The sequence below is a fragment of the Streptomyces sp. NPDC043876 genome, from assembly GCF_056435825.1.
Genome location: NZ_JBWKDV010000002.1, coordinates 15,583 through 41,113 on the forward strand (window position 1 = coordinate 15,583; position 25,531 = coordinate 41,113).

A 25,531-nucleotide genomic window follows, 5' to 3' on the forward strand; every position below is an offset into this window, starting at 1 on the left:
AACGCCGCCGGGCCGGGGGATCCGGACGCCCCCGGCTACCGCCGGGAGGCCGCCCGGGGCGAGGGCAGGTACGGCAGCCGGGAGGGCAGGCCCAGGTCGGAGGGGAGCAGGGCGCCGGTCCAGCAGTCCCGCAGGGTCTCGCGGTGCTCCATGCCCGCGCGCTGCACGCCCTCGACCACGAAGCCGCACTTCTCCGCGACGGCCCGGGAGGCGTCGTTGCCGATCCCGGCGCGCCAGATCAGCCGCACGCAGCCGGCCTCGGTGAAGGCCCAGCGGGCGACGGCGGTGACGGCCTCGGTCATGTAGCCGCGGCCGCGGTGGGCGGCCACGGACCAGTAGCCGATCTCGTGCGCGTACGGGCCGCGGGGGTGCACGCCCAGGGTGGCGACGAGCGGGCCGTCCGCGCCGAGCCGGACCGCGAAGTTGTACTCGGTGTCCTCGCGCCAGCCGCGCGGCACGGTCTCGCCCACGTAGGTCTCGGCGTCCTTGACCCCGTAGGGCACGGGCACGGGTATCCACCGCTGGATGGCGGGGTCCTGGCAGGCCGCGTGCACCTCTGCGGCGTCGGCGGGCAGGTGCGGGCGCAGTACCAGGCGTCCGGTGGTCAGCGTGCTCGGTTCCATCCGGTGATTCTGCGCGGCGGCGGGTCGGCGGGCGAACAGTTTTCACCGCACACCGGCACCTTCCGTGCTCCCCGTCCGTTCTCCTTGCGGGTGCCAGCCGCCCTGCGGATACGGCGGACCTCCCGGCGTGACCACGTCCTCGCTTACGATGGCCGTTGCGGTGGGGTCCACCTGCCGTGCCCGTGTACGAACAGTGCCCAGGCCCGACCGGCAAGGAGACAAACCTCGGTGTCCGTCTTCAACAAGCTCATGCGTGCAGGCGAAGGCAAGATCCTGCGCAAACTGCACCGCATCGCGGACCAGGTCAACTCCATCGAAGAGGACTTCGTCAACCTCTCCGACGCCGAGTTGCGGGCGCTCACGGATGAGTACAAGCAGCGCTTCCAGGACGGCGAGAGCCTGGACGACCTGCTGCCCGAGGCATTCGCCACGGTGCGCGAGGCCGCCAAGCGCGTCCTCGGCCAGCGGCACTACGACGTCCAGATCATGGGCGGCGCCGCACTCCACCTCGGGTACGTGGCGGAGATGAAGACCGGTGAGGGCAAGACCCTCGTCGGCACCCTGCCCGCCTACCTCAACGCCATGTCCGGCAAGGGCGTCCACCTGATCACGGTGAACGACTACCTGGCCGAGCGCGACTCCGAGATGATGGGGCGCGTCCACAAGTTCCTCGGCCTGGAGGTCGGCTGCATCCTGGCGAACATGTCGCCCGCGCAGCGCCGCGAGCAGTACAACGCGGACATCACCTACGGCACGAACAACGAGTTCGGCTTCGACTACCTGCGCGACAACATGGCGTGGTCGAAGGACGAGCTGGTGCAGCGCGGCCACAACTTCGCCGTGGTCGACGAGGTCGACTCGATCCTGGTCGACGAGGCCCGTACGCCGCTGATCATCTCCGGCCCGGCCGACCAGGCCACCAAGTGGTACGGCGACTTCGCGAAGCTGGTGACCCGCCTGAAGAAGGGCGAGCCCGGCCAGCCGCTGAAGGGCATCGAGGAGACCGGCGACTACGAGGTCGACGAGAAGAAGCGCACCGTCGCCATCCACGAGGCCGGTGTCGCCAAGGTCGAGGACTGGCTCGGCATCGACAACCTCTACGAGTCGGTGAACACCCCGCTCGTCGGTTACCTGAACAACGCCCTGAAGGCCAAGGAGCTGTTCAAGAACGACAAGGACTACGTCGTCATCGACGGCGAGGTCATGATCGTCGACGAGCACACCGGCCGCATCCTCGCGGGCCGCCGCTACAACGAGGGCATGCACCAGGCGATCGAGGCGAAGGAAGGGGTGGACATCAAGGACGAGAACCAGACCCTCGCCACGATCACCCTGCAGAACTTCTTCCGCCTGTACTCGAAGCTGTCGGGCATGACCGGTACGGCCATGACCGAGGCCGCCGAGTTCCACCAGATCTACAAGCTCGGCGTCGTGCCGATCCCGACCAACCGGGACATGGTCCGCAAGGACCAGGCCGACCTGATCTACCGCACCGAGGTCGCCAAGTTCGCCGCCGTCGTCGACGACATCGCCGAGAAGCACGAGAAGGGCCAGCCGATCCTGGTCGGCACCACCTCGGTCGAGAAGTCCGAGTACCTCTCGCAGCAGCTCTCCAAGCGCGGCATCCCGCACGAGGTGCTGAACGCGAAGCAGCACGAGCGCGAGGCCTCGATCGTCGCCCAGGCGGGCCGCCGCGGCGCCGTCACGGTCGCCACGAACATGGCCGGCCGCGGTACCGACATCAAGCTCGGCGGCAACCCGGACGACCTCGCCGAGGCCGAGCTGCGCCAGCAGGGCCTGGACCCGGAAGAGCACATCGAGGAGTGGGCGCACGCCCTGCCCGCGGCGCTCACCCGGGCCGAGGCGGCCGTCAAGGCCGAGTTCGAAGAGGTCAAGGAGCTCGGCGGGCTCTACGTCCTCGGCACCGAGCGGCACGAGTCGCGCCGCATCGACAACCAGCTGCGCGGCCGTTCCGGCCGTCAGGGCGACCCGGGCGAGTCCCGCTTCTACCTGTCGCTGGGCGACGACCTGATGCGCCTGTTCAAGGCGCAGATGGTCGAGCGCGTCATGGCGATGGCCAACGTGCCGGACGACGTGCCGATCGAGAACAAGATGGTGACCCGGGCGATCGCGTCCGCGCAGTCGCAGGTCGAGACCCAGAACTTCGAGACGCGCAAGAACGTCCTGAAGTACGACGAGGTGCTCAACAACCAGCGCGAGGTCATCTATCGCGAGCGCCGCCGGGTCCTGGAGGGCGAGGACCTCCAGGAGCAGATCCGGCACATGATGGACGACACCATCGACGCCTACATCACGGCCGAGACGGTCGAGGGCTTCGCCGAGGAGTGGGACCTGGAGCGCCTGTGGGGCGCCTTCCGGCAGCTCTACCCGGTGAAGGTCACCATCGAGGAGCTGGAAGAGGCGGCGGGCGACCGCGCCGGGATCACCGCCGAGTTCATCGCGGAGTCCGTCAAGGACGACATCCACGAGCAGTACGAGGCGCGCGAGGCGCAGCTCGGCTCGGAGGTCATGCGCGAGCTGGAGCGCCGCGTGGTCCTCTCGGTGCTGGACCGCAAGTGGCGCGAGCACCTGTACGAGATGGACTACCTGCAGGAGGGCATCGGCCTGCGCGCGATGGCCCAGAAGGACCCGCTGGTCGAGTACCAGCGCGAGGGCTTCGACATGTTCAACGCCATGCAGGACGGCATCAAGGAGGAGTCCGTCGGCTACCTGTTCAACCTGGAGGTCCAGGTCGAGCAGCAGGTCGAGGAGCTTCCGGTGCAGGACGCGGGTCCGTCCCTGGCGAAGCCCGAGATCCGGGCCAAGGGCCTGGACGCGCCGCAGCGTCCGGACCGGCTGCACTTCTCCGCTCCCACGGTGGACGGCGAGGGCGGTGTGGTCGAGGGCGACTTCGACGCCGACGGGGCCGAGGCCTCCGGCGACGGGATGACCCGGGCGGAGCGCCGCAAGGCGCAGAAGGCGTCCGGCGGGCGTCGCCGCAAGAAGTAGCACCCGCACCCGCCGCGGGCCCTCCGGGGGCTCACAGGGGTCGTACAGGGGCCGGACACCGTGCTGTGGCGCGGGGTCCGGCCCCTGGTGCGTGCGCGGGTGCGCAAGGGTCGCGGGCCGGGAGCGGTTCAGGGCCGGGGTCCCGAGACCTCCACGGCCGCGCAGCGCCAGCGCAGGTCCTGGCCCTGCTCCAGGCGGAAGGCCATCGCCGTGACGCGGTCGCCCGTGGCGATGCGCGCGAAGGCCTCGATCACGCCGGGGCCGGGGTGGAAGCGGCCGCACTGGCGCAGGACCGGGCGCAGGTGGTCCCGGAAGGGGCCCGCCGGGGTGGCCAGGGTGACCAGCTGCTCGTACGCGGGGCCGACCGTGTGGCCGAGCAGGCAGTGGACCGGCCGCCGGCCGCTGAGGACCGCCAGGAGGCGTTCCGCGAACCAGTGGTGCGGGCCGGGCCGCGCCCCGCGGGGCGGGCTCGGCGGGCGCCGCTGGTCGTGGCGTCCCGCAGGGCGGGTGGTGCTCCGCGTGCTGGTCATGGCGCGTCCCCGAAGTGGCCGGGCCCGGCTGTACCGGGCGGTAACTTGTTGGGGACCTTGTACGGGCGCCCGGCCCGCCGCCGCAACGGGCCGGCGGCCCGGTCCCGGCCGGCGCGGCATTCGCCTATCAGGGGCGCCGCCGCGCCGCCCGCCCCCGCGCGGCGGCCGCGCGCCCCCGCCGCCGTGGACGCGCCCGGCGCCGCGGGCGGCACCCCGAAAGGGGACCGGGCCCTGCGCCGGACGGAGCCCCGGGAGTTGGCCCGGGGGGCCGCCGGGAACCCGTACCGCGGTCGTATCCTGAGGGCGTTCCCGACTACCGAAAGCAGCCGGCCATGCGTGTGTACGTCCCCCTGACCCTCCCCGGGCTCGCCGAGGCGCACAAGGCGGGCGAGCTGGGCCCCGCCCCCCTGCGGGCGTACGCCGTCACGCCCGGCCTGCGCGAGTGGTACGTCTCGGACGACATCGAGGAGCTGGAGTACGCGGCCCTGAACCGGGCCGCGATCGCCTCCCTGCGCCTGATCGCCCAGGACCCCGCCGCGCCCCGCAAGCGCGTCGTGGTGGCGCTCGACGTCGACGACAAGGCCGCCTCCGCGATCCCCGGTGTGGACGAGGCGGCCCTCGGCCAGGTGTCCCTGGCCGCCGCCGTGCGCCTGGGCGTGGCCGCCGCCGTGCACGTGGACGCGCCGGACGCCGAGGCGGACGTGAGCGCCGCCGCGGACGCCGTGGCCGCCGCCGACGCGGGGGACGTGGACGCGCAGTTCACGGTGGACGGCGCCGAGGACCACGACCTGCTGTGGTTCGGGGTGCAGGAGATCCCGGGGCTGCTCACGTGACCGGCGTGAGCGAGGGGACGGCGGTGACCGAGGTGACGGCGGTGACCGACGTGATAGCCGTGGCCGAGGTGGCGAGCGTGAGCGCCGTGGGCGACGCCGGCGGTGCCCACATCGTCTGGGACTGGAACGGCACGCTGCTCCACGACATCGACGCCGTCATGGCCGCGACGAACGCCTCCTTCGCCGAACTGGGCTTCGAGCCGATCACCCTGGAGCGCTACCGCGAGCTGTACGTCGTCCCCGTGCCGAAGTTCTACGAGCGGCTGATGGGACGGCTGCCCACGGACGACGAGTGGCTCCTGATGGACGAGACCTTCCACCGGCACTACTGGGCCGCGGCCGACGCCGCCGGGCTGGCCGAGGGGGCGCGCGAGCTGCTGGACGGCTGGCGGACCGCCGGGCTCACCCAGTCCCTGCTGTCCCTGGCGCCGCACGAGAAGCTGGTGCCCCTGGTCCGGCGGCACGGCATCCACGGGCACTTCCTGCGCGTCGACGGGCGCGTCGGGCCCTCTCACACCTCGAAGGCCGTGCACCTGGTACGCCACATGGCGGCCCTGGAGGGGACGGGCGTGCGGGCGGCCCGTACGGTCCTCATCGGAGACGCCGTGGACGACGCCCTGGCCGCCGCTCACGTGGGCGCGCTGGCGGTGCTCTACACCGGCGGTTCGCACAGCCGCCGCAGTCTGGAATCAGCCGGAGTCCCGGTCGTCGACACGCTGGCGGAGGCGGTCCGGACAGCTCGCGAATTGGCCGGATAACGGCGTTTAAGAGCCCCCGGAAGGGTCCCCGCACGCAGGTGGGGGCCGCGTCGCTGTCCAGAGTGTCAAAGTTCCACCCCCGGTTTTGTACACATACAGCTCATGACGGGCCGGGGGTGAGGCGAGATAGCCTTGTCCCGTGATCAGCGCGATAGTCCTCGGAGGCACTGAAGCCTCCGGCCCGCGCCCGGCGCACCATCGTGCCCGGGCCATCGCTGATCCCCGCCGCCGGGGCACGTGGCCGAGAATGGCCCGTTCCGCCCCGCCCGGCTCATACGACGGCATAGCGTCGATCCCGAACGGACATCCCGCCTCGCGGCGCTATGTCGATTCTTCCTTCACCTACGTCACGCAATGGCGCGCGACAGGAGCCAGAGGACATGCAGACCAAGCTGGACGAAGCAAAGGCCGAGCTGCTCGTACGGGCGGCCCGGGTAGCTGAGAACAGCCCGGCCGGGGGGCTACTTCCGACTGGGTCCGAGCAAAGGGGGCGTCCCGGCAAGGACACGACGCTCTCTTACCTCCAGCGCTACTACCTGCACACCGCACCCGAGGACCTCACCGACCGCGACCCGGTCGACGTCTTCGGCGCCGCGCTCTCCCACTACCGGCTCGCCGAGAACCGGCCACAGGGCACGGCCCGCGTGCGCGTCCACACCCCCACGGTCGAGGAGAACGGCTGGACCTCCAGCCACTCCGTCGTCGAGGTGGTCACCGACGACATGCCCTTCCTCGTCGACAGCGTCACCAACGAGCTGTCCCGCCAGGGCCGCGGCATCCACGTCGTGATCCACCCGCAGGTCGTCGTCCGCCGTGACGTCACCGGCAAGCTGATCGAGATCCTCGGTTCCGACTGCGCCCACCCGTCGCCCGACCGCCACCCCTCAACGAGTCCCTCCGGGACCCCGGACGCCCTCGGCCCCGCCACCGCGCGCCCCCACGACTCCCTCGTCGAGTCCTGGATCCACGTCGAGATCGACCGCGAGACCGACCGCGCCGACCTCCAGCAGATCACCGCCGATCTGCTCCGCGTCCTGTCCGACGTCCGCGAGGCCGTCGAGGACTGGGAGAAGATGCGCGACGCCGCGCGCCGCATCGCCGAAGAGCTGCCCTCCGAGCACACCGCCACCGACCTGCCCGAGCACGAGCTGGACGAGGCCCGGGAGCTGCTGCGCTGGCTGGCCGGCGACAACTTCACCTTCCTCGGGTACCGCGAGTACAACCTGGTCGACGGGGACGCGCTGGCCGCCGTACCCGGCACCGGCCTCGGCATCCTGCGCTCCGACCCGCACCACAGCGGCCAGGACGACGGCCACCCGGTCTCGCCGTCCTTCAACCGGCTGCCCGCCGACGCCCGCGCCAAGGCGCGCGAGCACAAGCTGCTGGTGCTGACCAAGGCCAACAGCCGCTCCACCGTGCACCGGCCCTCCTACCTGGACTACGTCGGCGTCAAGAAGTTCGACGCCGAGGGCAACGTCATCGGCGAGCGCCGCTTCCTCGGCCTGTTCTCCTCGGCCGCCTACACCGAGTCCGTGCGCCGCGTCCCGGTGATCCGCCGCAAGGTCGTCGAGGTCCTCGAAGGCGCCGGCTTCGCGCCGAGCAGCCACGACGGCCGCGACCTGCTCCAGATCCTGGAGACCTACCCGCGCGACGAGCTGTTCCAGACCCCGGTCGACCAGCTGCGCGCCATCGCCACCTCCGTCCTGTACCTCCAGGAACGCCGCCGGCTGCGGCTGTACCTGCGCCAGGACGAGTACGGCCGCTACTACTCGGCCCTGGTCTACCTGCCCCGCGACCGCTACACCACCAGCGTCCGGCTGCGGCTGATCGACATCCTCAAGGAGGAACTGGGCGGCACCAGCGTCGACTTCACCGCCTGGAACACCGAGTCGATCCTCTCCCGCATCCACTTCGTCATCCGCGTCCCGCAGGGCACCGAGCTGCCGGCGCTCACCGACGCCGACGCCGAGCGCATCGAGGCCCGCCTGGTCGAGGCCGCACGCTCCTGGGCCGACGGCTTCGGCGAGGCGCTGACCGCCGAGTGCGGCGAGGAGCGCGCCGCCGAGCTGCTGCGCCGCTACGGCGGCTCCTTCCCCGAGGGCTACAAGGCCGACCACTCGCCGCGCGCCGCCGTGGCCGACCTGGTCCGCCTGGAACGGCTGTCCGCCAGCGCCAGCGACTTCGACCTCTCGCTGTACGAGCCGGTCGGCGCGGGCCCCGGCGAGCGCCGCTTCAAGATCTACCGCCAGGGCGAGCAGGTCTCCCTGTCCGCCGTGCTGCCGGTCCTGCAGCGCCTGGGCGTCGAGGTCACCGACGAGCGCCCCTACGAGCTGCGCTGCGCCGACCGCACGCACGCCTGGATCTACGACTTCGGCCTGCGCCTGCCCGCCTCCGGGGGGAGCCACGACCACGTCGGCGACGACGCGCGCGAGCGCTTCCAGCAGGCCTTCGCCGCGGTCTGGCAGGGCGACGCGGAGAACGACAACTTCAACACCCTGGTGCTCAGCGCCGGGCTCACCTGGCGCCAGGCGGTGGTGCTGCGCGCGTACGCGAAGTACCTGCGCCAGGCCGGTTCCACCTTCAGCCAGGACTACATGGAGGACACCCTCCGCAACAACGTCCACACCACCCGGCTGCTGATCTCGCTCTTCGAGGCGCGCATGTCGCCCGGCCGCCAGTCCGCCGGCACCGAGCTGATCGACGCGATGCTGGAGGAGCTGGAGGGCGCCCTGGACCAGGTCGCCTCGCTGGACGAGGACCGCATCCTGCGGGCGTTCCTGACGCTGATCAAGGCCACCCTGCGGACCAACTTCTTCCAGACGACGAAGACCGGTCAGCCGCACTCCTACGTGTCGATGAAGTTCGACCCGCAGGCGATGCTGGACCTCCTCCCCGCGCCTCGCCCGGCGTACGAGATCTGGGTCTACTCGCCCCGCGTCGAGGGCGTCCACCTGCGCTTCGGCAAGGTCGCCCGCGGCGGTCTGCGCTGGTCCGACCGGCGCGAGGACTTCCGTACGGAGATCCTCGGCCTGGTCAAGGCACAGATGGTGAAGAACACCGTCATCGTCCCGGTCGGCGCCAAGGGCGGCTTCGTCGCCAAGAACCTGCCGGACCCGTCGGTGGACCGCGACGCGTGGCTCGCCGAGGGCATCGCCTCGTACAAGATCTTCATCTCGGCGCTGCTCGACATCACCGACAACCTCGTCGCGGGCGAGGTCGTGCCCCCGCAGGACGTCGTCCGCCACGACGAGGACGACACCTACCTCGTCGTCGCCGCCGACAAGGGCACCGCGACCTTCTCCGACATCGCCAACGCCGTCGCGGAGTCCTACGGGTTCTGGCTCGGCGACGCCTTCGCGTCGGGCGGCTCCGCCGGTTACGACCACAAGGGCATGGGCATCACCGCCCGCGGCGCGTGGGAGTCCGTCAAGCGGCACTTCCGCGAGCTGGGCCACGACACCCAGACCGAGGACTTCACCACGGTCGGCGTCGGTGACATGTCCGGTGACGTCTTCGGCAACGGCATGCTGCTCTCCGAGCACATCCGCCTGGTCGCCGCCTTCGACCACCGGCACATCTTCATCGACCCGAACCCGGACGCGGCCACCTCCTTCGCGGAGCGCCGCCGCCTGTTCGAGCTGCCGCGCTCCTCCTGGGCCGACTACGACACCTCGCTCCTCTCGGCGGGCGGCGGCGTCCACCCCCGCACCGCCAAGGCGATCCCGGTCACCCCGCAGATGCGCCAGGCGCTCGGCATCGACGCCACCACCGCCAAGATGACCCCGGCCGAGCTGATGCAGGCGATCCTCAAGGCCCCGGTCGACCTGCTGTGGAACGGCGGCATCGGTACGTACGTCAAGGCGACGGCGGAGACCCACGCCGACGTCGGCGACAAGGCGAACGACGCCATCCGCGTCGACGGCCAGGACGTGCGCGCCCGGGTCATCGGCGAGGGCGGCAACCTCGGCCTGACCCAGCTGGGCCGGATCGAGTTCGCCCGCCTCGGCGCGGGCGGCGAGGGCGGCAAGATCAACACCGACGCCATCGACAACAGCGCCGGCGTGGACACCTCCGACCACGAGGTGAACATCAAGATCCTGCTGAACGCGGTGGTCTCCGACGGCGACATGACCGTCAAGCAGCGCAACACCTTCCTCGCCGCGATGACCGACGAAGTCGGCCACCTGGTGCTGCGCAACAACTACGCGCAGAACGTGGCGCTCGCCAACGGCGCCGCCCAGGCGCCCAGCCTGCTCCACGCCCAGCAGCGCTTCATGCGCCGCCTGGAGCGCGAGGGGCTGCTCAACCGGCCGCTGGAGTTCCTGCCCACCGACCGGCAGATCCGCGAACTGCTGAACAACGGCAAGGGCCTGACCCAGCCGGAGCTGGCCGTCCTGCTGGCCTACACCAAGATCACGGTGGCGGACGAGCTGATCGGCACCGGGCTGCCGGACGACCCCTACCTGAACCGGCTGCTGCACGACTACTTCCCGGGCGCCCTGCGCGAGAAGTTCCCCGAGCAGATCGAGGCGCACGCCCTGCGCCGCGAGATCATCACGACCATCCTGGTCAACGACACCGTCAACAGCGGTGGTTCGACCTTCCTGCACCGGCTCCGCGAGGAGACGGGGGCCTCCCTGGAGGAGATCGTCCGGGCGCAGCTCTCGGCTCGCGAGATCTTCGGGCTGGCCGAGGTGTGGGACGCGGTCGAGGCGCTGGACAACAAGGTCGCGGCCGATGTGCAGACCCGGATCCGGCTGCACTCGCGCCGGCTGGTGGAGCGCGGTACCCGCTGGCTGCTCAACAACCGGCCGCAGCCGCTCCAGATCACCGAGACCATCGCCTTCTTCGCCGAGCGCGTCACGCAGGTCTGGTCCGAGCTGCCCAAGCTGGTGCGGGGCGCCGACGCCGAGTGGTACGCCTCGATCGTGGACGAGCTGACGGGGGAGGGCGTCCCGGCGGACCTGGCCGCCAAGGTGGCCGGGTTCTCCTCGGCCTTCCCGACGCTCGACATCGTCGCGATCGCCGACCGCACGGGCACGGGCCCGCTGGAGGTGGCCGAGGTCTACTACGACCTCGCCGACCGGCTGGACATCACCCAGCTGATGGACCGGATCATCGAACTGCCGCGGGGCGACCGCTGGCAGTCCATGGCCCGCGCCTCCATCCGCGAGGACCTGTTCGCCGCGCACGCGGCGATGACCGCCGACGTGCTGGCGGTCGGCGACGGCTCCGCCACTCCCGGGGAGCGCTTCAAGGCCTGGGAGGAGAAGAACGCGGCGATCCTCGGCCGCGCTCGGTCCACCCTGGACGAGATCAAGAGCTCGGACGACTTCGACCTGGCGAACCTGTCCGTGGCGATGCGCACGATGCGCTCGCTGCTGCGGACGCACAGCTGAACCCGGGCCGGGCGCCGCGGCGCCCGGCGGGCAGATGACGGGGAGGGCCCCGGGACCGGAATCCGGTCCCGGGGCCCTCCCCGTCGTGGCGCTCTCCCTGGTTCTTCCTACTTCTTCCCGAACTCCTCGTAGGCGTCGCAGACCTCGCGGGTCGGCCCGTCCATCCGCAGCACGCCGTGCTCCAGCCACAGGACGCGGTCGCAGGTCTCGCGGATCGTGCCGATGCCGTGGCTGACCAGGAAGACGGTGCCGGCCGTCTTGCGCAGTTCCTCGATCCGCTTCTGGCTGCGCCGCTGGAAGGCCGCGTCACCGGTGGCGAGGGCCTCGTCGATCATCAGGACGTCGTGGTCCTTGGCGGCGGCGATGGAGAAGCGCAGGCGGGCGCCCATGCCGGAGGAGTAGGTGCGCATCGGGAGCGAGATGAAGTCGCCCTTCTCGTTGATCCCGGAGAAGTCGACGATGCCCTGGTAGCGCTCCTGGACCTGCTGCTTGGACATGCCCATGGCCAGGCCGCCGAGGATGACGTTGCGCTCGCCGGTCAGGTCGTTCATCAGGGCCGCGTTCACACCGAGCAGCGAGGGCTGGCCGTGCGAGAAGATCCGGCCGCTCGCCACCGGCTGGAGGCCCGCGATGGCGGAGAGCAGGGTGGACTTGCCGGAGCCGTTGGTGCCGATCAGGCCGATGGCCTCGCCCTTGTACGCGATGAAGGACACCCCGCGCACGGCGTGCACCTCGCGGATGCCGGGCTTCGGCTTCTTGCGGTTGAAGATCCGGCTGAGCGCGGCGGTGGCGCTGCCGCGGCCGGCGCCGGCGCCGACGATGCGGTAGGTGATGTGCACGTTGTCCGCGATGACGGTGGGGACGCGGGTGTCCGCGGGGACGCGGGCGGGTGCGGGGACGGGGGTGGTCGTCGTGTCAGCCACGGCCGTATTCCTCCTCGGCCTTCCAGAAGTAGACGAAGCCGCCGATGCCGACGACGAGGGCCCAGCCGATGGCGATCGGCCAGACGTGGTGAGGGAGGGATGAGAGCTTGGTGCTGTCGATCAGCGAGTACCGCATCAGGTCGATGTAGACGGCGGCCGGGTTCATCTGGAGCGCCGTCATCACCCAGTGCGGCAGGTGGTCCTTGCTGAGCATGTCGCTGATGCTCCACATGACGCCCGAGGAGTACATCCAGGTGCGCAGGATGAACGGCATCAGCTGGCTGACGTCCGGGTTCTTGCTGCCGAGGCGGGCCATGACCATGGCGCAGCCCGCGCAGAAGACGGCCATCAGGAAGAGCGTGGGAAGCGCCAGGAACCAGTGCGCGGTGGGCAGCTGCCCGAAGCAGACCAGCAGGACGACCAGGGCGCCCATGGTGACGAGCAGCTGCTGGAAGAGCTGGATCACGCTGGACAGGGGCAGGCTCGCGCGGGGGAAGTGCAGGGCCCGGACCAGGCCGAGGTTGCTGTGCACCGCGCGGGTGCCGGCGTTGACGGAGCTGCCGATGAAGTCCCAGACGAAGACGCCCGTGATCAGGAACGGGACGTAGTCGGAGACGCCGTGGTTGGCCTTCATGATGATGCCGAAGATGAAGTAGTACACGGCCGCGTTCAGCAGCGGGGTGACCAGGTGCCAGACCTGGCCGAGCTTCGCGGTGCTGTACGTCGCCGACATCCGCGCCGTCGCGTACGACATCACGAAGTGGCGGCGCTGCCAGAGCTGGCGGACGTACGCGGGCAGGGAGGGGCGGGCGCCGCTGAGGGTCAGGCCGTGGGCGGCCGCCAGTTCCTCGATGTCCGGCAGGGGCGCCGGGGATTCGGTCAGGGTCGTGGTCACGGGGGTCGCTTTCGACGGGGGCGGGGCGTCGCCGGCGATGGGCTGGTCCGATGGGACGGGTCCGTATCGTCGCTACGGCGAGATTAGGGGCCGACGCGTCGGAACGCAACCGTATCGTCGTGACGGGTGCGGAGGTGCGTGCGCGGTTATGCTCGCTGTATGACCTCGGATCCCGCCGCTCCCGCTTCCGCTCCCGCTTCCGCTTCCGCTTCCGCTGCCGCTCCGCCCGCCCCGTCCGCCGCCGTTCCGGTCGGGGCGCCCGCCGCCGCGGGGCGGCGCCGGGCGCCCGCCGGGGCGGCCGTCCTGCGCGAGGACGTGACCGAGGCGATCCGGACGGCGGTGGTCGAGGAACTGGCCGCGGTCGGCTTCGCACGGATGTCGATCGAGGGGATCGCGCGCCGGGCCGGCGTCGGCAAGACGGCCGTCTACCGGCGCTGGAAGTCCAAGCTGCACCTGGTGCTGGACCTGGTGGCCGCCTTCGCGGTGGACGGGCTGCCGGTGCCGGCCACCGGGTCGCTCTACGGGGACGTACGGGCACTGCTGGAGGTGATGTCCCACGTGCTGCGGCACCCCGTCGCCTCCGCCGTCATCCCCGACCTGCTGGTCGAGGCGGCGCGGAACCCGGAGATCGCGGGGGCGGTGCGGGGGGCGCTGCGGGAGGGGCAGCGCAGGCTCGCCGAGGGAATCGTGTCGGAGGCGGTGTCCCGGGGGGAGCTGGCGGCGGGGGTGGACGCGGAGCGGGTGCTCGATCTGGCGATCGGGCCGTTGTACTGGCGGGTGGTCGTCGTGAACGAGGCCGCTCCGCGGGAGTACCTGGATTCGCTGGCCGGGGCCGTTGTCGCGGGGCTCAAGGCCTGAACCGGGTCCCTCGCCGGGGTGGCGGGGGTGGGCGGGGGCTGATGGGGGCTGGCGGGGTGCTGCCGGTGGGGCCCTGCGGGTGCGGTGGCCCTCCGGGGGCGCCTCAAACGCCGGCGGGGCTGGAGACGACGCCGGCGGGGCTGGGTGCGGTGCGCCTCAAACGCCGGCGGGGCTGGATGCATCGCTGGCGGGGCTAAGTGTGCCCCCGGCGGGGCTGGAGTCGTCGCGTCCAGGGGCCGGGTCGCGCAGGAAGACGTGGCGGACCACGCGTTCCGCCGCGTGGCCGTCGTCGTGCGGGCAGAAGCGGGACCGGAACGCGGCGCGGAGCTGGGACGAGCGGGAGCCGCGCCAGTGGCCGGTGGCGAAGATGTCGACCAGTTCGTCCTCGGTGCGGGCGATCGCCCCCGGCGGGAAGGCGCGCAGGTCGAAGTAGGTGCCCCGGGAGGCCTCGTAGGCCTCCCAGTCGTCCGCGTGGATCACGATCGGCCGGTCCAGCGCCGCGTAGTCGAACATCAGGGACGAGTAGTCCGTCACCAACGCGTCCGACGCCAGGCAGAGTTCCTCCACCGACGGGTGCGAGGTCACGTCCAGCAGCCGCGGGTGGCGCTCCCACGTCGGCGGCGCGTCGGCGTACGTCAGGTGCGAGCGGACCAGGATCGTGAAACGGGGCCCGAGGTCCCGCAGCACCCGCTCGAAGTCCGGGTGCCGCGGCCGGCTGCGCCGGTAGTCGCGGTGCGTGGGCGCGTACAGGATCACCGTTGAGCCCGCCGGAACGCCGAGGCGTGCGCGCAGTTCCGGCGCTGCACCCGGGCCGGCCCGGTGGAAGACGTCGTTGCGCGGGTAGCCGTACTCCAGCGTGGTGTAGGAGGACGGCAGCGCCTTCTCCCACACCAGCGTCGAGTGCCGGTTGGCGGACAGCAGGTAGTCCCACTGGTCGGCGCCCCGCAGCAGGCCCGCGAAATCGGCCGTCGGCGTGGCCGCCGGCCGGTCCTGGAGGTCCAGGCCGACCCGCTTGAGCGGCGTGCCGTGCTGCGTCTGGAGCAGGATCTGACCGCGCCGCTTGACCAGCGCGCGGTCGAAGTTGACGTTGGTGACCAGGTAGCCCGCCCGGGCCAGCGCCGTCCAGTAGGCCGCGGAGCCGGGCCGCAGCGCGGCGGTCTCCTTCGGCAGGGTCGCCGCGTGCGCCGGATCGCAGATCCACGCCGTGCGCGTGCCGGGCGACAGCTCCCGCAGCTTCGCCTCGATCGCCGCCGGGTTGCAGGCGTAGCCGCCGTGCCAGTACGCGCTGAACACCGCCAGTCCGGGACGCAGCGGCAGCAGCCGCTGGATCCGGTAGTGGCAGCGCAGCGCCGCCTCGCGCAGCCCCCGCAGGCCGCCCGCGGCGCCCCGCCCGAGGCGGACCGCGCCGGCGCGCAGCGCGGAGAGCAGGCCGTACGTGCGCCGCACCCCGTACCGCATCAGGGTGTGCCGCACTCGGTCGGTCCGCGACAGGGACACCGGACGCGCGCCGGAGCGCACGGGGACCCGGTAGCGGCGCAGCGAGGCGGCGGCCCGCCGGAAGAACTCCGGCCTGCTCGCGCGCGGGAGGCGGCGCGGATCGGCGTACAGGGCGCAGAAGTGCCCGGCCATCCGCCGGTGCACCACGGGCCGCCAGCGGTCGAGTTCGGGGCGGGTGCCGAGGTGGGCGAACACCCGGTCGTACTGGTCGAAGATGTCCAGGTGGCGCCGGCTGGAGGTGGTCAGGATCGAGCCGGTGCGGCGCTGGCGGTAGTGCACGCACACCCGGTCCAGGACGGCGACGGACTCGGCGGCCAGCAGCGCGGGGTAGGTCCAGGGGGTGTCCTCGTAGAACCCGGGCGGGAAGGAGAGGCCCTCGCGCTCGACGAACTCGCGGCGGTACGCCTTGTTCCACACCACCGTCAGCATGCCGAGCAGCGCCGGGCGGTCGGTCAGCCGGAAGCTGGCCGGGCCGTCCTCGCGGAGGCGGTGCGCGAGCCGGTTGCGGGTGGTCTCGCCGGTCCAGAAGGTGCGCGCGTAGTCGTAGACGAGGACGTCCGGGGAGCCGGTGGCCTTCAGCCGGTCCGCGATGGCCCGGAGGGCGCCCGGAGTGAGGGTGTCGTCGCCGTCGAGGAAGACGACGTAGTCGCCGCGGGCCCGGGCCAGACCCGCGTTGCGGGCGGGGCCCAGACCCGCGTTGTGCGCGAGGTGCACGGGGGTGACCCGCGGGTCGCGGGCCGCGTACTCGTCGATGATCCGGCCGCAGGCGTCGGGGGAGGCGTCGTCCACCGCGATCAGTTCCAGGTCCGGGTACGACTGGGACAGGACCGAGTCCAGCCCTTCCTGGAGGTACGCCTGGACCTTGTACGCGGGCACGATGACGCTGAACCGGGGCACGGCACATCCAGGGGTCGGCGCGGGCATATGGCCCGGCAACCACGGGGGCGCCGATCCGGTTACGCGAGCCGTGGCATTCGGGTTACCCAGGGTCAACGCGGCACGTCGGCGCGGCGATTCGCACCGCCGAGGCGCCCGCGACCGGCCCGTGGCCGCTACTTGATCGCGCCGGCCATCACCCCCGACACGAACTGCCGCTGGAACGCGAAGAACACGGCCAGCGGGATCACCATCGACAGGAAGGCGCCCGGCGCCAGCACGTCGATGTTGTTGCCGAACTGCCGGACCTGTTGCTGGAGCGCCACCGTGATCGGCGGGTGCGATGAATCCGCGAAGACCAGCGCCACCAGCATGTCGTTCCACACCCACAGGAACTGGAAGATGCCCAGCGAGGCGATCGCCGGACCGCCCAGGGGCAGCACCACCCGCGCGAACAGCCGCAGTTCGCCCGCCCCGTCCAGCCGAGCCGCCTCCAGCAGCTCGCGCGGGATCTCCGCGAAGAAGTTGCGCAGCAGGAACACCGCGAACGGCAGCCCGAAGGCGGTGTGGAAGAGCACCACCCCGGCCGTCGTCTCGAACAGCCCGATGGAGCCGAACAGTTCGGACACCGGGATCAGCGCCACCTGCACCGGGACCACCAGCAGCGCGACCACCACCAGGAACAGGCCGTCGCGCCCGGGGAACTCCAGCCACGCGAAGGCGTACCCGGCGAACGCCCCCAGGACGAGCACCAGCAGGGTCGCCGGCACGGTGATCGCCACCGTGCTCAGCAGCGACCCGGTGATGGTGTCGTTGGACAGCAGCCGCTCGTAGTTGGCGCTCGTCAGCCGGGACGGCGCGCTCAGCACCTGCCACCAGCCGTGCTTGTTCAGATCGGCCGGAGCGAGCAGCGAGGAGATCAGCAGCCCCAGCGTCGGCAGCAGCCAGAACATGGCGGCCAGGACCAGGAACACGCGCACGGCACCGCCCGCGGCGCGCGCCGCCAGCCTGCCCGTGCGGGTCGGCGCGGCCGGGGTGGCCGGTGCGGCCGGTGTGGCGGGCGCGGCCGGTATGGCCGCCCCGCGCGGCGTCTTCGGCGTACTCATCGGGAGGCCTCCCGGCGCATCCGGTGGATGTTGTAGAGCATGACCGGGAGGACGAGCACCAGCAGCAGCACCGCGATCGCACTGCCCAGGCCCGGGTTCGCGTCCGTGCCGAAGGAGGTGCGGTACAGCTGGAGGGCGAGGACGTTCGCGTCGTCCTGCACCGAACCGGGGGCGATCACGAAGACCAGGTCGAAGATCTTCATGACGTTGATGACCAGCGTCACCATGACCACGCCCAGCACGGGCGCCAGCAGCGGCACGGTGATCCGGCGGAACACCTGCCACTCGTTCGCCCCGTCCACCCGCGCCGCCTCCAGCAGCTCCCGCGGTACGGACGCCAGCCCGGCCCCGATCAGGACCATCGCGAACCCGGCCCACATCCACACGTACGCGCCGATGACGGCCGGGGTGACCAGCGTCGGCCCCAGCCACTGCACGCCCCCGTAGGGCGCCGCGAAGTTCGCGGCGGGCAGCCGCAGCAGCGCCCCGTCGGCCTTCGCGGACAGGCTGAAGGTGCCGTCGCCCGCCGCCGTGGCCGAGTCCACCACCCTGCCGTCCTTGACCGCCTCGATGCGCATGCCCGCGTACCCCGACTCGGCCGGGTCGACCGCGTTCGCACGGCCTCCCCCGCCCCGGGTGAAGTCCTGCCAGGCGGTCCCGGTCACCCGGTCCGGCTCGGCGGCGGCCGCCTTCGCCGGGCGGGTGCCCTTCGGGAGGTCCTCCGGGGCGACCCCGACCAGCGGGATCAGCACGGGCGAGCCCGCCCGTACCGGAGCGCGCGTCACGAACGCCCCGCCGCCCGCGTCCTGCAGCGGCGAATCCCGGCCGGGCCGCGCCTTGGGGAAGGCCGAGGACGGGGCGAAGGTGTCGTGCACCCCGACCCACACCGCGTTCGCCACCCCGCGGTCCGGGTCCGCCTCGTACACCAGGCGGAAGATGATGCCCGCCGCCAGCATCGAGATGGCCATCGGCATGAAGACCAGCAGCTTGAACGCCGTGCCCCAGCGCACCCGTTCGGTCAGCACCGCGAAGATCAGACCGAGCGCGGTCGCCGTCGTCGGCGCGAGCACCACCCACAGCGCCGTGTTGCCCAGCGCGGTGCGGATGGTGTCGTCGTGGACGATCTCCCGGAAGTTCCCGGCCCCCACGAAGGAGTCACCGGAACGGTCGAAGAGACTGCGGTAGACCGAGTAGCCGATCGGATGCACGACGAGCGCGCCGAGCAGCACCAGCGAGGGCAGCAGGAACGCCCCCGCCACCAGCCGGTGCCGCCGGGCCGCGCGGGTGCGCGCCCCGGCCGCGCCGGTGGCGGTGACCGTTTTCGTGGCCACCGGGATCAGTTCCCGAAGGCCTTGGCCGCGTCGGCCTCCAGCTTGGCCTGCGCGCCCGCGACGTCCGCCGGGTTGGCCAGGAAGTCCTGGAGGCCCTTCCACTCGCCCGCGCCCGGCGTACCGCCGAAGGACGCCGGAGCCTGGTCGGACATGTCGAAGCGGAAGTCGTCGCCCGCCGCGAGCAGGTTCTTGGCGATGTCCCGCTGGATGGCGTTGGGGTAGGCGCCCGGATTCACACCGCGGTTCGGCGAGACGAAACCGCCCAGCTTCGCCTGGATCTCCGCCGCGTCCGCCGAGGCCAGGAAGGTCAGCAGCGCCTGCGCGCCCTTCGACGGCTTCAGCGCCACCGCCACGTCACCGCCCGAGACCACCGGGGCCTTGGCGCCGACCGCGGGGAAGGGGAAGACGAGGGCGTCCGTGCCCACCTTCGCCTCCGTCTGCGCGATGTTCACCGCCACGAAGTCGCCCTCGAAGACCATCGCCGCGCCCGGCCGGTCCCCGCCCGTGAAGGTCTGGGTGACGGACTTGGGGAACTCGGTCGCCAGCGCCCCGCTCTGACCGCCCGCCAGGAAGTCCTTGCGGCCGAAGAGCTGGCCCAGGGTGGTCAGCGCCTGCTTGACGCTGTCGTCCGTCCACTTGATCTCGTGCTTGGCCAGCTGGTCGTACTTCTGCGGCCCCGCCTGCGAGAGGTAGATGTTCTCGAACCAGTCGGTGAGGGTCCAGCCGTCCGCGCCGCCCACCGAGACCGGCGCGACGCCCGACGCCGACAGGGTGTCCGCGGTCTCCAGGAACTGCGCCCAGGTCGTGGGCACCTTCGCGCCCGCCGCCGTGAACGCCTTCGCGTTGTACCAGACCAGCGACTTGTTGGCCGCCTTGTAGTACACGCCGTACTGGGTCCCGCCGACCGCGCCCAGGGCCTTCCAGCCCGCCGAGTAGTTCTGGTCCAGCTGCTTCTGCGCCTCCGGACCCACCGGCTGCGCCCACTTGTTCGTCACGGCCGAGACCAGCGCCCCGACCTGCGGCAGCAGCGCCACGTCCGGCGGCGAACCGCCCGCGACCTTCGTGCCGAGGAAGGTGACGATCGGGTCCTGGGCCGGCACGAAGGTGACGGTGGCGCCCGTCCGCTTCTCGAACTCCTTCAGGACCTTGGTGAAGTTCTCCTGCTCCGGTCCCGTCCAGACGGCCGCGACCTGGAGCTTCTCACCGGCCAGCGAAGGTAACTGGACCCGCGGGCCGCTCTGCGTGCTGCCGCCCTCCGGACTGGCCGTCGCGTCCTTCTTGCCGTCGCCGTCGCCGCCGCCGCAGGCGGTCAGCGCGAGCGCGCCCGCGGCGGCAAGCGCCGCCCAGGTGCGCGTGCGAGTCGTGCGGCCCGTTCCGTGCGTGCGCATGGCTCTGCCCCCGATGTTCATGGTGTGTCCCGGACCACAAGGTCTACGCCGAGCGGTCCGCCCCCGCAATACCGCGTCGGACACCGGTCCGCGCCACCGCGCACGGGGAGGACGGGACTCAGGGGGCGGGCGGGAACAGCACGGGGGTCGCCGAGACCAGGTGGGAGGCCCGCTCCAGGGCGCTGGCCAGCAGCGCGAGGTCGGTCGGCCCGTTCCCCAGCTCGCGCACCGGACGGCGGGCCGGTGGATCACCCATCCGCTCCCACTCGACCGGAACCACAGTGGGTCTCTGGGTCGCGGTCCGCGGGATCCGGCCCGTCACCCGCCCCGCCTGGAAGGGCACCTCCCGCCCGTCGGCGTGCCGCAGCACCCCCCGGCCCGGCCCCGGCGCGTCCGGCGCCTCCAGCTCCACCCGCAGCGTGGAGAGCCGGGCCAGCTCGGTGCCGTCCGTACGGTCCGCACGGGCGCTGGTCGCCACCAGGTGGACGCCGAGCCGCGCACCCTCGCGGGCCACCGCCTCCAGCGCCCGCACCACCGAACCGGCCGAGGGGCGGCCCGTACTGCCCAGCGCGGGCGCCACGAGCGCGTCGAAGTCGTCCACCAGCACCACCAGCCGGGGCAGCGGACCGGCCCCCGGCGCCTCATTGCGCGCAGCGGCCGAGCGCAGCCGCAGCGTCCCCGAGCGCGGCGGGTCCAGATCCCCGCGCAGTTCGCCGGCGCTGGGGCGGCGCGGCGCGACCATGCGGTCCGCGACCTCGCGCCGGGCGTGCCACTCGGCGAAGGAGACGCCCTCCAACAGCTCGTGGCGGCGCTTGAGTTCGGCGCCCAGTGCCTGCGCGAACTCACGCATGCGCAGCGGGTCGGAAGCCACCAGGTGCGCGGCGACGTGCGGCAGTTCGGTACAGGCCAGCAGCCCGTCCCCCCGCTCGCCGCCCGCCCCGTCCAGCAGCACCAGCCCCAGCCGGTCCGGACGGGCGGCGGCCGCCAGGGACGCGGCGACGGAGCGCAGCAGCTCGGTGCGCCCGCTGCCCGCCGGGCCGCCGATCAGCAGGTGCGGGCCGTCGGCGACCAGCTCGGCCCCGACCGGACCGCGTCGCCCGCTGCCGAGGACGATCTCCACATGCCCGCCGACGCCCTGGCCCTGGTCGGTGGCGGCCGCCCAACGGGCCATCAGCGAGGCCGGGGTGGCCCGGGCCAGCCCCAGCTCGTCGAGCAGCCGGGCGGTCGCGGGCAGGGTGGCGCTCGCGGGCCGCAGCGGCTCGGTGACCGCGCCGTCGGTGCGCAGCGGGGCCAGGGCGCGGGCGAAGCGCTCGGCCCACGCGACGGACACGGCGTCGGCGACGGCCGTCTCGCCGGGCGGGACCGGGCGGCCGCCGGACACGCGGAAGCTCCGTACGGCCGTGGCCACGTCACCGCTGAGCAGGGCGACCGCGCCGCAGTCCCGGAAGGCCGGGGTGCTCGCGCAGGCGGCCTGGTAGGTCTCGTCGACCGGGGAGGCCGGGGTGGCGGGCGGTGCGTCGGCGAGGGCGAGGACGTGGATCCCGGCGGCCGGGCCGTGCGAGGCGAGCCGCCCGGTGACGTCGCGGAGCCGGCCGGGGCCGGGATCGCCGTCGACGACCACCAGGGTGAACGGGCCGTCGTACGCGCGGGCCGCCTCGGCCACGCTCTGCCGGTCGGCGGCGGCCCAGTTCGTCCCGAGCGGGGAGTCGTCGAGCCGCCGGCTCAGCTCGCCGGTCCGGGCGGTGGCCTGGTCGCGGTCGTAGGCGAGCAGCAGGCGGCAGTCCTGGCCGTGCGCGGGCCGGGTGTGCGGGAGCCAGCCGAGCCAGCCCCAGTCGGCGCGCCGCTCGGCCGCCGGGCGGGCCCGGTCGGCCGCGATCAGCACGATCTCCAGGGTGGTGGGCGCGTGCAGCGCGGCGAGCTGTGCGACCACGGACCGGGCCAGCCCGGTCAGCCGGGCGCGCGGCCCGGCCAGCCCGAGGGCCCCGGCCGTGCGCAGCGGTACGCGGCTGCCCGCGCCGAGGGCGACGACGAGGCGTCCGGGGTGCCCCGGGCCGCGGCTCCAGAGCCGGCCGGTGGGGCCGAGCGCGGCAAGCAGCAGCGAGGCCGGGTCGTCGGGCCCCGGCTCGGCGACGCGCACGACGGGGGCCGCGGGGATCCCCGCGGCCGCTTCGGCCTCCTCGTCGCGGCCGACCCACTTGCGGGCCCAGGCCCCTATGCCGCGCCGCCGGGAGCCCGCCGGTGCGTCGCCTCCCGGGTCGGTGGCGGGTCCAGGGCCGGGGTGGGCGTGGCCGCCCGGGTGGGGGGCGCCGCCGTGGGTGCCGCCGGAGGAGGGGGCGGGGGAGTAGGAGGGGGAGGCGTACGGGTCCGCGCGCCCGGGGTCGGCGGCGGGGCCGCCCGCGACCGGCCAGACCGGGACGGGGGCCGGGTCCGCGGCGTGGGCCTGCGCGGGATCCGGCGCCTGGGCGGGGTCCGCGGCGGGGGGCGGGGTGCCGGGGAGGGCCGGGAGGGCGAGGTGGCCGTGCAGGTCGGGGGTCAGCGGGAGCGGGGGCGCCGGGGGGCCCGCGAGGCGCAGGGTCGATTCGCCGACCCGCAGCAGCGTGCCCGGTGCCAGCGGGACGGGGGTGCCCGTCACCGGGGCGCCGCCCAGCGTGGTGCCGTTCGTCGAGTTCAGGTCGGCCACGCTGACCCGGCCGTCCTCCGCCACGGTCACCGCGCAGTGCAGCCGCGACACGTCCGGGTCGTCCAGGGGCACGTCCGCGTCCGCCGAGCGCCCGATGCGGACCGCCCCGGGGTGCAGCAGGTGCACGCCGCCCGCGTCCGGCCCGGCCACCACGTGCAGCTGGGGGGCGCCGAGGCCCTCCTCCAGGGCGGGCAGGACGTCCGGGACCGGCGCGTGCACGGCCAGGACGGCCCCGTCGACCAGGGGCGGCTCGCCCAGCACCCGGCGTTGCGGATCGAGCCGCTCCGCCCCGGCGTAGAGCACGACCGTGCCCCCGGTGTCCGGGCCCGCGACGGTCGCCGCCAGTCCCGAGGCCACCGCGGCCAGCGGGGTGCCGACGGGCGCGGTGACGAGCACGTCACACGTCGCGGGCGCGATCTGGTGGCCGCTGCGCGGCCCGAGGACGGTCAGCCGGATCTGCATCGCCGTCAGCGGTCCCTTCTGCGCGGTGCGCGCTGCGTGCGCCCGGCAGGAACCGGCGGGGCACGACTGCCCGTTCGCCCCCCACCCGGCACGGACGCGTCGTCCGGTCAGGTCATGCGGAAGGCAGGGCTCCCGACCCCGCCACTCCGTACGGGTGCATCCTCGCACCTGTCACCGACAACACGCCCGGCACCCGCCCACAAGTGATCTTGATCGATCGCGCCCGTGGCCACACCCCGTACAGATACGGACAGCAACCCGCGGAAAATCGCCACGGGCATACCCCACAAACGTCACTCTTCGTATATATGTACGGCAACCATCGCCTGACGCCCAGCGTCTTCCCTCGGGACACCGCCTAGAGTGGGTCGGAAAAACGCGCGGAAACGCACGCCCGGAACCCGCCGCGGCGGGACCGCGGCAGGACCACAGCACCACGACAGCAGGGGAGCGCGAGACGTGCGGCCAGTCGGCAGCAAATACCTGCTCGAGGAGCCGCTCGGACGCGGCGCCACGGGCACCGTCTGGCGTGCCCGCCAGCGCGAGACCGCGGGCGCCGAGGCGGCGGTCGCCGGCCAGCCCGGTGAGACCGTGGCCATCAAGGTCCTCAAGGAGGAGCTGGCCCACGACCCCGACGTGGTCATGCGCTTCCTGCGCGAGCGCTCCGTCCTGCTGCGCCTGACCCACCCCAACATCGTCCGCACCCGCGACCTCGTCGTCGAGGGCGATCTGCTGGCCCTCGTCATGGACCTCATCGACGGTCCCGACCTGCACAAGTACCTGCGGGAGAACGGGCCGTTCACCCCCGTCGCCGCGAGCCTGCTCACCGCGCAGATCGCCGACGCGCTCGCCGCCAGCCACGCCGACGGCGTGGTCCACCGCGACCTCAAGCCCGCGAACGTCCTGGTCGACGAGCGCGACGGCCAGATGCGCCCGATGCTCACCGACTTCGGCATCGCCCGCCTGGCCGACTCCCCGGGCCTCACCCGCACCCACGAGTTCGTCGGCACGCCCGCCTACGTCGCCCCCGAGTCCGCCGAGGGCCGCCCGCAGACCTCCGCCGTCGACATCTACGGCGCGGGCATCCTGATGTACGAGCTGGTCACCGGCCGGCCGCCGTTCGCCGGCGGCACCGCGCTGGAGGTGCTGCACCGCCACCTCAGCGAGGACCCGCAGCGCCCCTCCACCCTGCCCGAGCCGCTGTGGACGGTCATCGAGCGCTGCCTGAGCAAGGAGCCGGACCTGCGGCCCAGCGCCGTCGGCCTGGCCCGCGCCCTGCGCGTGGTCGCCGCGGGCATCGGCGTGCACTCCTCCGCCGCCGAGGTCGAGGCCGCGCTCGGCGTCGGCGCGCTGCTCGCGCCCGACCCGGCGCCCGCGCCCGTCCCGGAGACCCCCGGCGCCGCCGATCCCACCCAGGTGCTGCCGCCCCTGGGCTCGCCGATGGGCGGCTACGATCCGAACGCGGCCACCAGCGTCATGCGGTCGATGCCCCCGGCCCCGCAGCACGCCCCCGGCGCCGACCCGACCTCGGTCATGCCCCCCGTACAGGCACCGGACCAGCCGCACCCGTGGCAGTCGCAGATGCGGGCCGCCCGGGACCGCAACGAGCAGACCCAGATGCAGTACCTCGACCCGGCCGACGACCCGCTGCGCCGCCGACCGCAGCGCCAGCCGGCCCCGCAGCAGCCCCAGCAGCCCCAGCAGCCCCAGCAGCAGCCGCGGCAGCAGTACGGCCAGCAGCCCCGCCAGCCCCAGCAGTACCAGCAGGGACCGCCGCAGCAGTACCAGCAGCCGCCGCAGCACCAGCCCCAGCCGTACCGGCAGCAGCCCCCGCCGCAGCAGTACCAGCAGCCGCAGTACCAGCAGCCCCCGCAGCCCCAGCAGCAGCGTCCGCCGCAGCACCAGCCGCAGCCGCAGCAGTACGCCGGGCCGTCGCAGCAGCCGGGCCGCCCTCAGCAGCCCGCTCCGCGCGAGCCGCGGGAGCCGCGCCGCCGCAGCGCCAACCCCATGCGGATTCCGGGGCTCGGCTGCCTCAAGGGCTGCCTGTTCACCCTCGTCCTGCTCTTCGTGGCGGGCTGGCTGGTCTGGGAACTGACCCCGCTCCAGGAGTGGGTGGGCACCGGCAAGGGCTGGTGGGACCAGGTCTGGGACTGGGGCACGCGGGTCACCGACTGGATCGGTGAACTCGGCGGCAGCGACGCCGGCTCGGGCACCGGGACCACCGGCTGAGGGCGCTCCGGCATGCGCCCGTAGCGGTGAGTTCATGGATTTGTCGACTTCTGGGGCACGATTTCGCCCACAGAAGTGAAGGTCGTCGCGAATCGGGCCCCCTGCTGGCCTCCAACCCCCACGCGGCCGCGTAG

Annotated in this window: 15 protein-coding genes; 6 read left to right on the forward strand and 9 right to left on the reverse strand. The window is 73.0% G+C overall.

Going from position 1 to position 25,531, the window contains the following annotated elements; genetic code table 11:
• Positions 1 to 35: 35 nt before the first annotated feature.
• Entirely contained in the window at positions 36 to 623 is a 588-nt protein-coding gene (locus AC0693_RS05250) for a GNAT family N-acetyltransferase (protein WP_469333283.1), read from the reverse strand.
• A gap of 228 nt (positions 624 to 851) precedes the next feature.
• Between AC0693_RS05250 and secA the strand changes: the two genes are divergently transcribed.
• Positions 852 to 3,632, forward strand: a complete 2,781-nt coding sequence (gene secA / locus AC0693_RS05255) for a preprotein translocase subunit SecA (protein WP_468463129.1) — start codon at positions 852 to 854, stop codon at positions 3,630 to 3,632.
• A 128-nt stretch (positions 3,633 to 3,760) separates the two neighbouring features.
• Here secA and AC0693_RS05260 read toward each other — a convergent pair whose 3' ends face one another.
• Entirely contained in the window at positions 3,761 to 4,162 is a 402-nt protein-coding gene (locus AC0693_RS05260; RefSeq protein WP_356413883.1) for an Rv3235 family protein, read from the reverse strand.
• 332 nt (positions 4,163 to 4,494) lie between these two features.
• Between AC0693_RS05260 and AC0693_RS05265 the strand changes: the two genes are divergently transcribed.
• From AC0693_RS05265 to AC0693_RS05275, 3 genes are all read left to right on the forward strand, one after another.
• On the forward strand, positions 4,495 to 4,995 hold the full coding sequence (locus tag AC0693_RS05265) for a DUF6912 family protein (protein WP_478801011.1): 501 nt from the start codon (positions 4,495 to 4,497) through the stop codon (positions 4,993 to 4,995).
• Positions 4,996 to 5,081: 86 nt separating this feature from the next.
• Positions 5,082 to 5,753, forward strand: coding sequence for an HAD family hydrolase (locus AC0693_RS05270; RefSeq protein WP_469317636.1), 672 nt, complete (start codon positions 5,082 to 5,084; stop codon positions 5,751 to 5,753).
• A gap of 380 nt (positions 5,754 to 6,133) precedes the next feature.
• Complete coding sequence (locus AC0693_RS05275; RefSeq protein WP_478801012.1) at positions 6,134 to 11,152, forward strand: NAD-glutamate dehydrogenase; 5,019 nt, start codon at positions 6,134 to 6,136, stop codon at positions 11,150 to 11,152.
• Between the two features lie 107 nt (positions 11,153 to 11,259).
• On the opposite strand, the gene AC0693_RS05280 is transcribed toward AC0693_RS05275, so the two are convergent.
• Together AC0693_RS05280 and AC0693_RS05285 are read right to left on the reverse strand one after the other, a co-directional pair.
• Positions 11,260 to 12,075: an ABC transporter ATP-binding protein gene (locus tag AC0693_RS05280; protein ID WP_356413874.1), complete on the reverse strand. Its 816-nt coding sequence runs from the start codon at positions 12,073 to 12,075 to the stop codon at positions 11,260 to 11,262.
• Positions 12,068 to 12,970: an ABC transporter permease gene (locus AC0693_RS05285; RefSeq protein WP_478801013.1), complete on the reverse strand. Its 903-nt coding sequence runs from the start codon at positions 12,968 to 12,970 to the stop codon at positions 12,068 to 12,070. The genes AC0693_RS05280 and AC0693_RS05285 overlap by 8 nt, the downstream gene beginning before the upstream one ends.
• Positions 12,971 to 13,129: 159 nt before the next feature.
• Here AC0693_RS05285 and AC0693_RS05290 point away from each other — a divergent pair, with 159 nt between their 5' ends.
• Entirely contained in the window at positions 13,130 to 13,828 is a 699-nt protein-coding gene (locus AC0693_RS05290) for a TetR/AcrR family transcriptional regulator (protein WP_478801014.1), read from the forward strand.
• Between the two features lie 156 nt (positions 13,829 to 13,984).
• On the opposite strand, the gene AC0693_RS05295 is transcribed toward AC0693_RS05290, so the two are convergent.
• The 5 genes from AC0693_RS05295 to AC0693_RS05315 all read right to left on the reverse strand — a co-directional run bounded on the left by AC0693_RS05295 (position 13,985) and on the right by AC0693_RS05315 (position 23,168).
• Complete coding sequence (locus AC0693_RS05295; protein WP_478801015.1) at positions 13,985 to 16,222, reverse strand: bifunctional glycosyltransferase/CDP-glycerol:glycerophosphate glycerophosphotransferase; 2,238 nt, start codon at positions 16,220 to 16,222, stop codon at positions 13,985 to 13,987.
• A 155-nt stretch (positions 16,223 to 16,377) separates the two neighbouring features.
• The gene (locus AC0693_RS05300; RefSeq protein ID WP_478801016.1) at positions 16,378 to 17,307 is read right to left on the reverse strand and encodes a carbohydrate ABC transporter permease; all 930 of its coding nucleotides are present in this window, start codon (positions 17,305 to 17,307) and stop codon (positions 16,378 to 16,380) included.
• Positions 17,304 to 18,569 (reverse strand): carbohydrate ABC transporter permease, encoded by a 1,266-nt coding sequence (locus AC0693_RS05305; RefSeq protein WP_469317635.1) that lies wholly within the window; start codon positions 18,567 to 18,569, stop codon positions 17,304 to 17,306. The genes AC0693_RS05300 and AC0693_RS05305 overlap by 4 nt, the downstream gene beginning before the upstream one ends.
• Positions 18,570 to 18,643: 74 nt before the next feature.
• A complete protein-coding gene (locus tag AC0693_RS05310; RefSeq protein ID WP_356413860.1) occupies positions 18,644 to 20,026 on the reverse strand; it encodes an ABC transporter substrate-binding protein in 1,383 nt (460 codons plus the stop codon).
• Between the two features lie 118 nt (positions 20,027 to 20,144).
• The gene (locus AC0693_RS05315; protein WP_478801017.1) at positions 20,145 to 23,168 is read right to left on the reverse strand and encodes an FHA domain-containing protein; all 3,024 of its coding nucleotides are present in this window, start codon (positions 23,166 to 23,168) and stop codon (positions 20,145 to 20,147) included.
• 459 nt (positions 23,169 to 23,627) lie between these two features.
• Between AC0693_RS05315 and AC0693_RS05320 the strand changes: the two genes are divergently transcribed.
• Complete coding sequence (locus AC0693_RS05320; RefSeq protein ID WP_478801018.1) at positions 23,628 to 25,397, forward strand: serine/threonine-protein kinase; 1,770 nt, start codon at positions 23,628 to 23,630, stop codon at positions 25,395 to 25,397.
• Positions 25,398 to 25,531 lie beyond the last annotated feature (134 nt).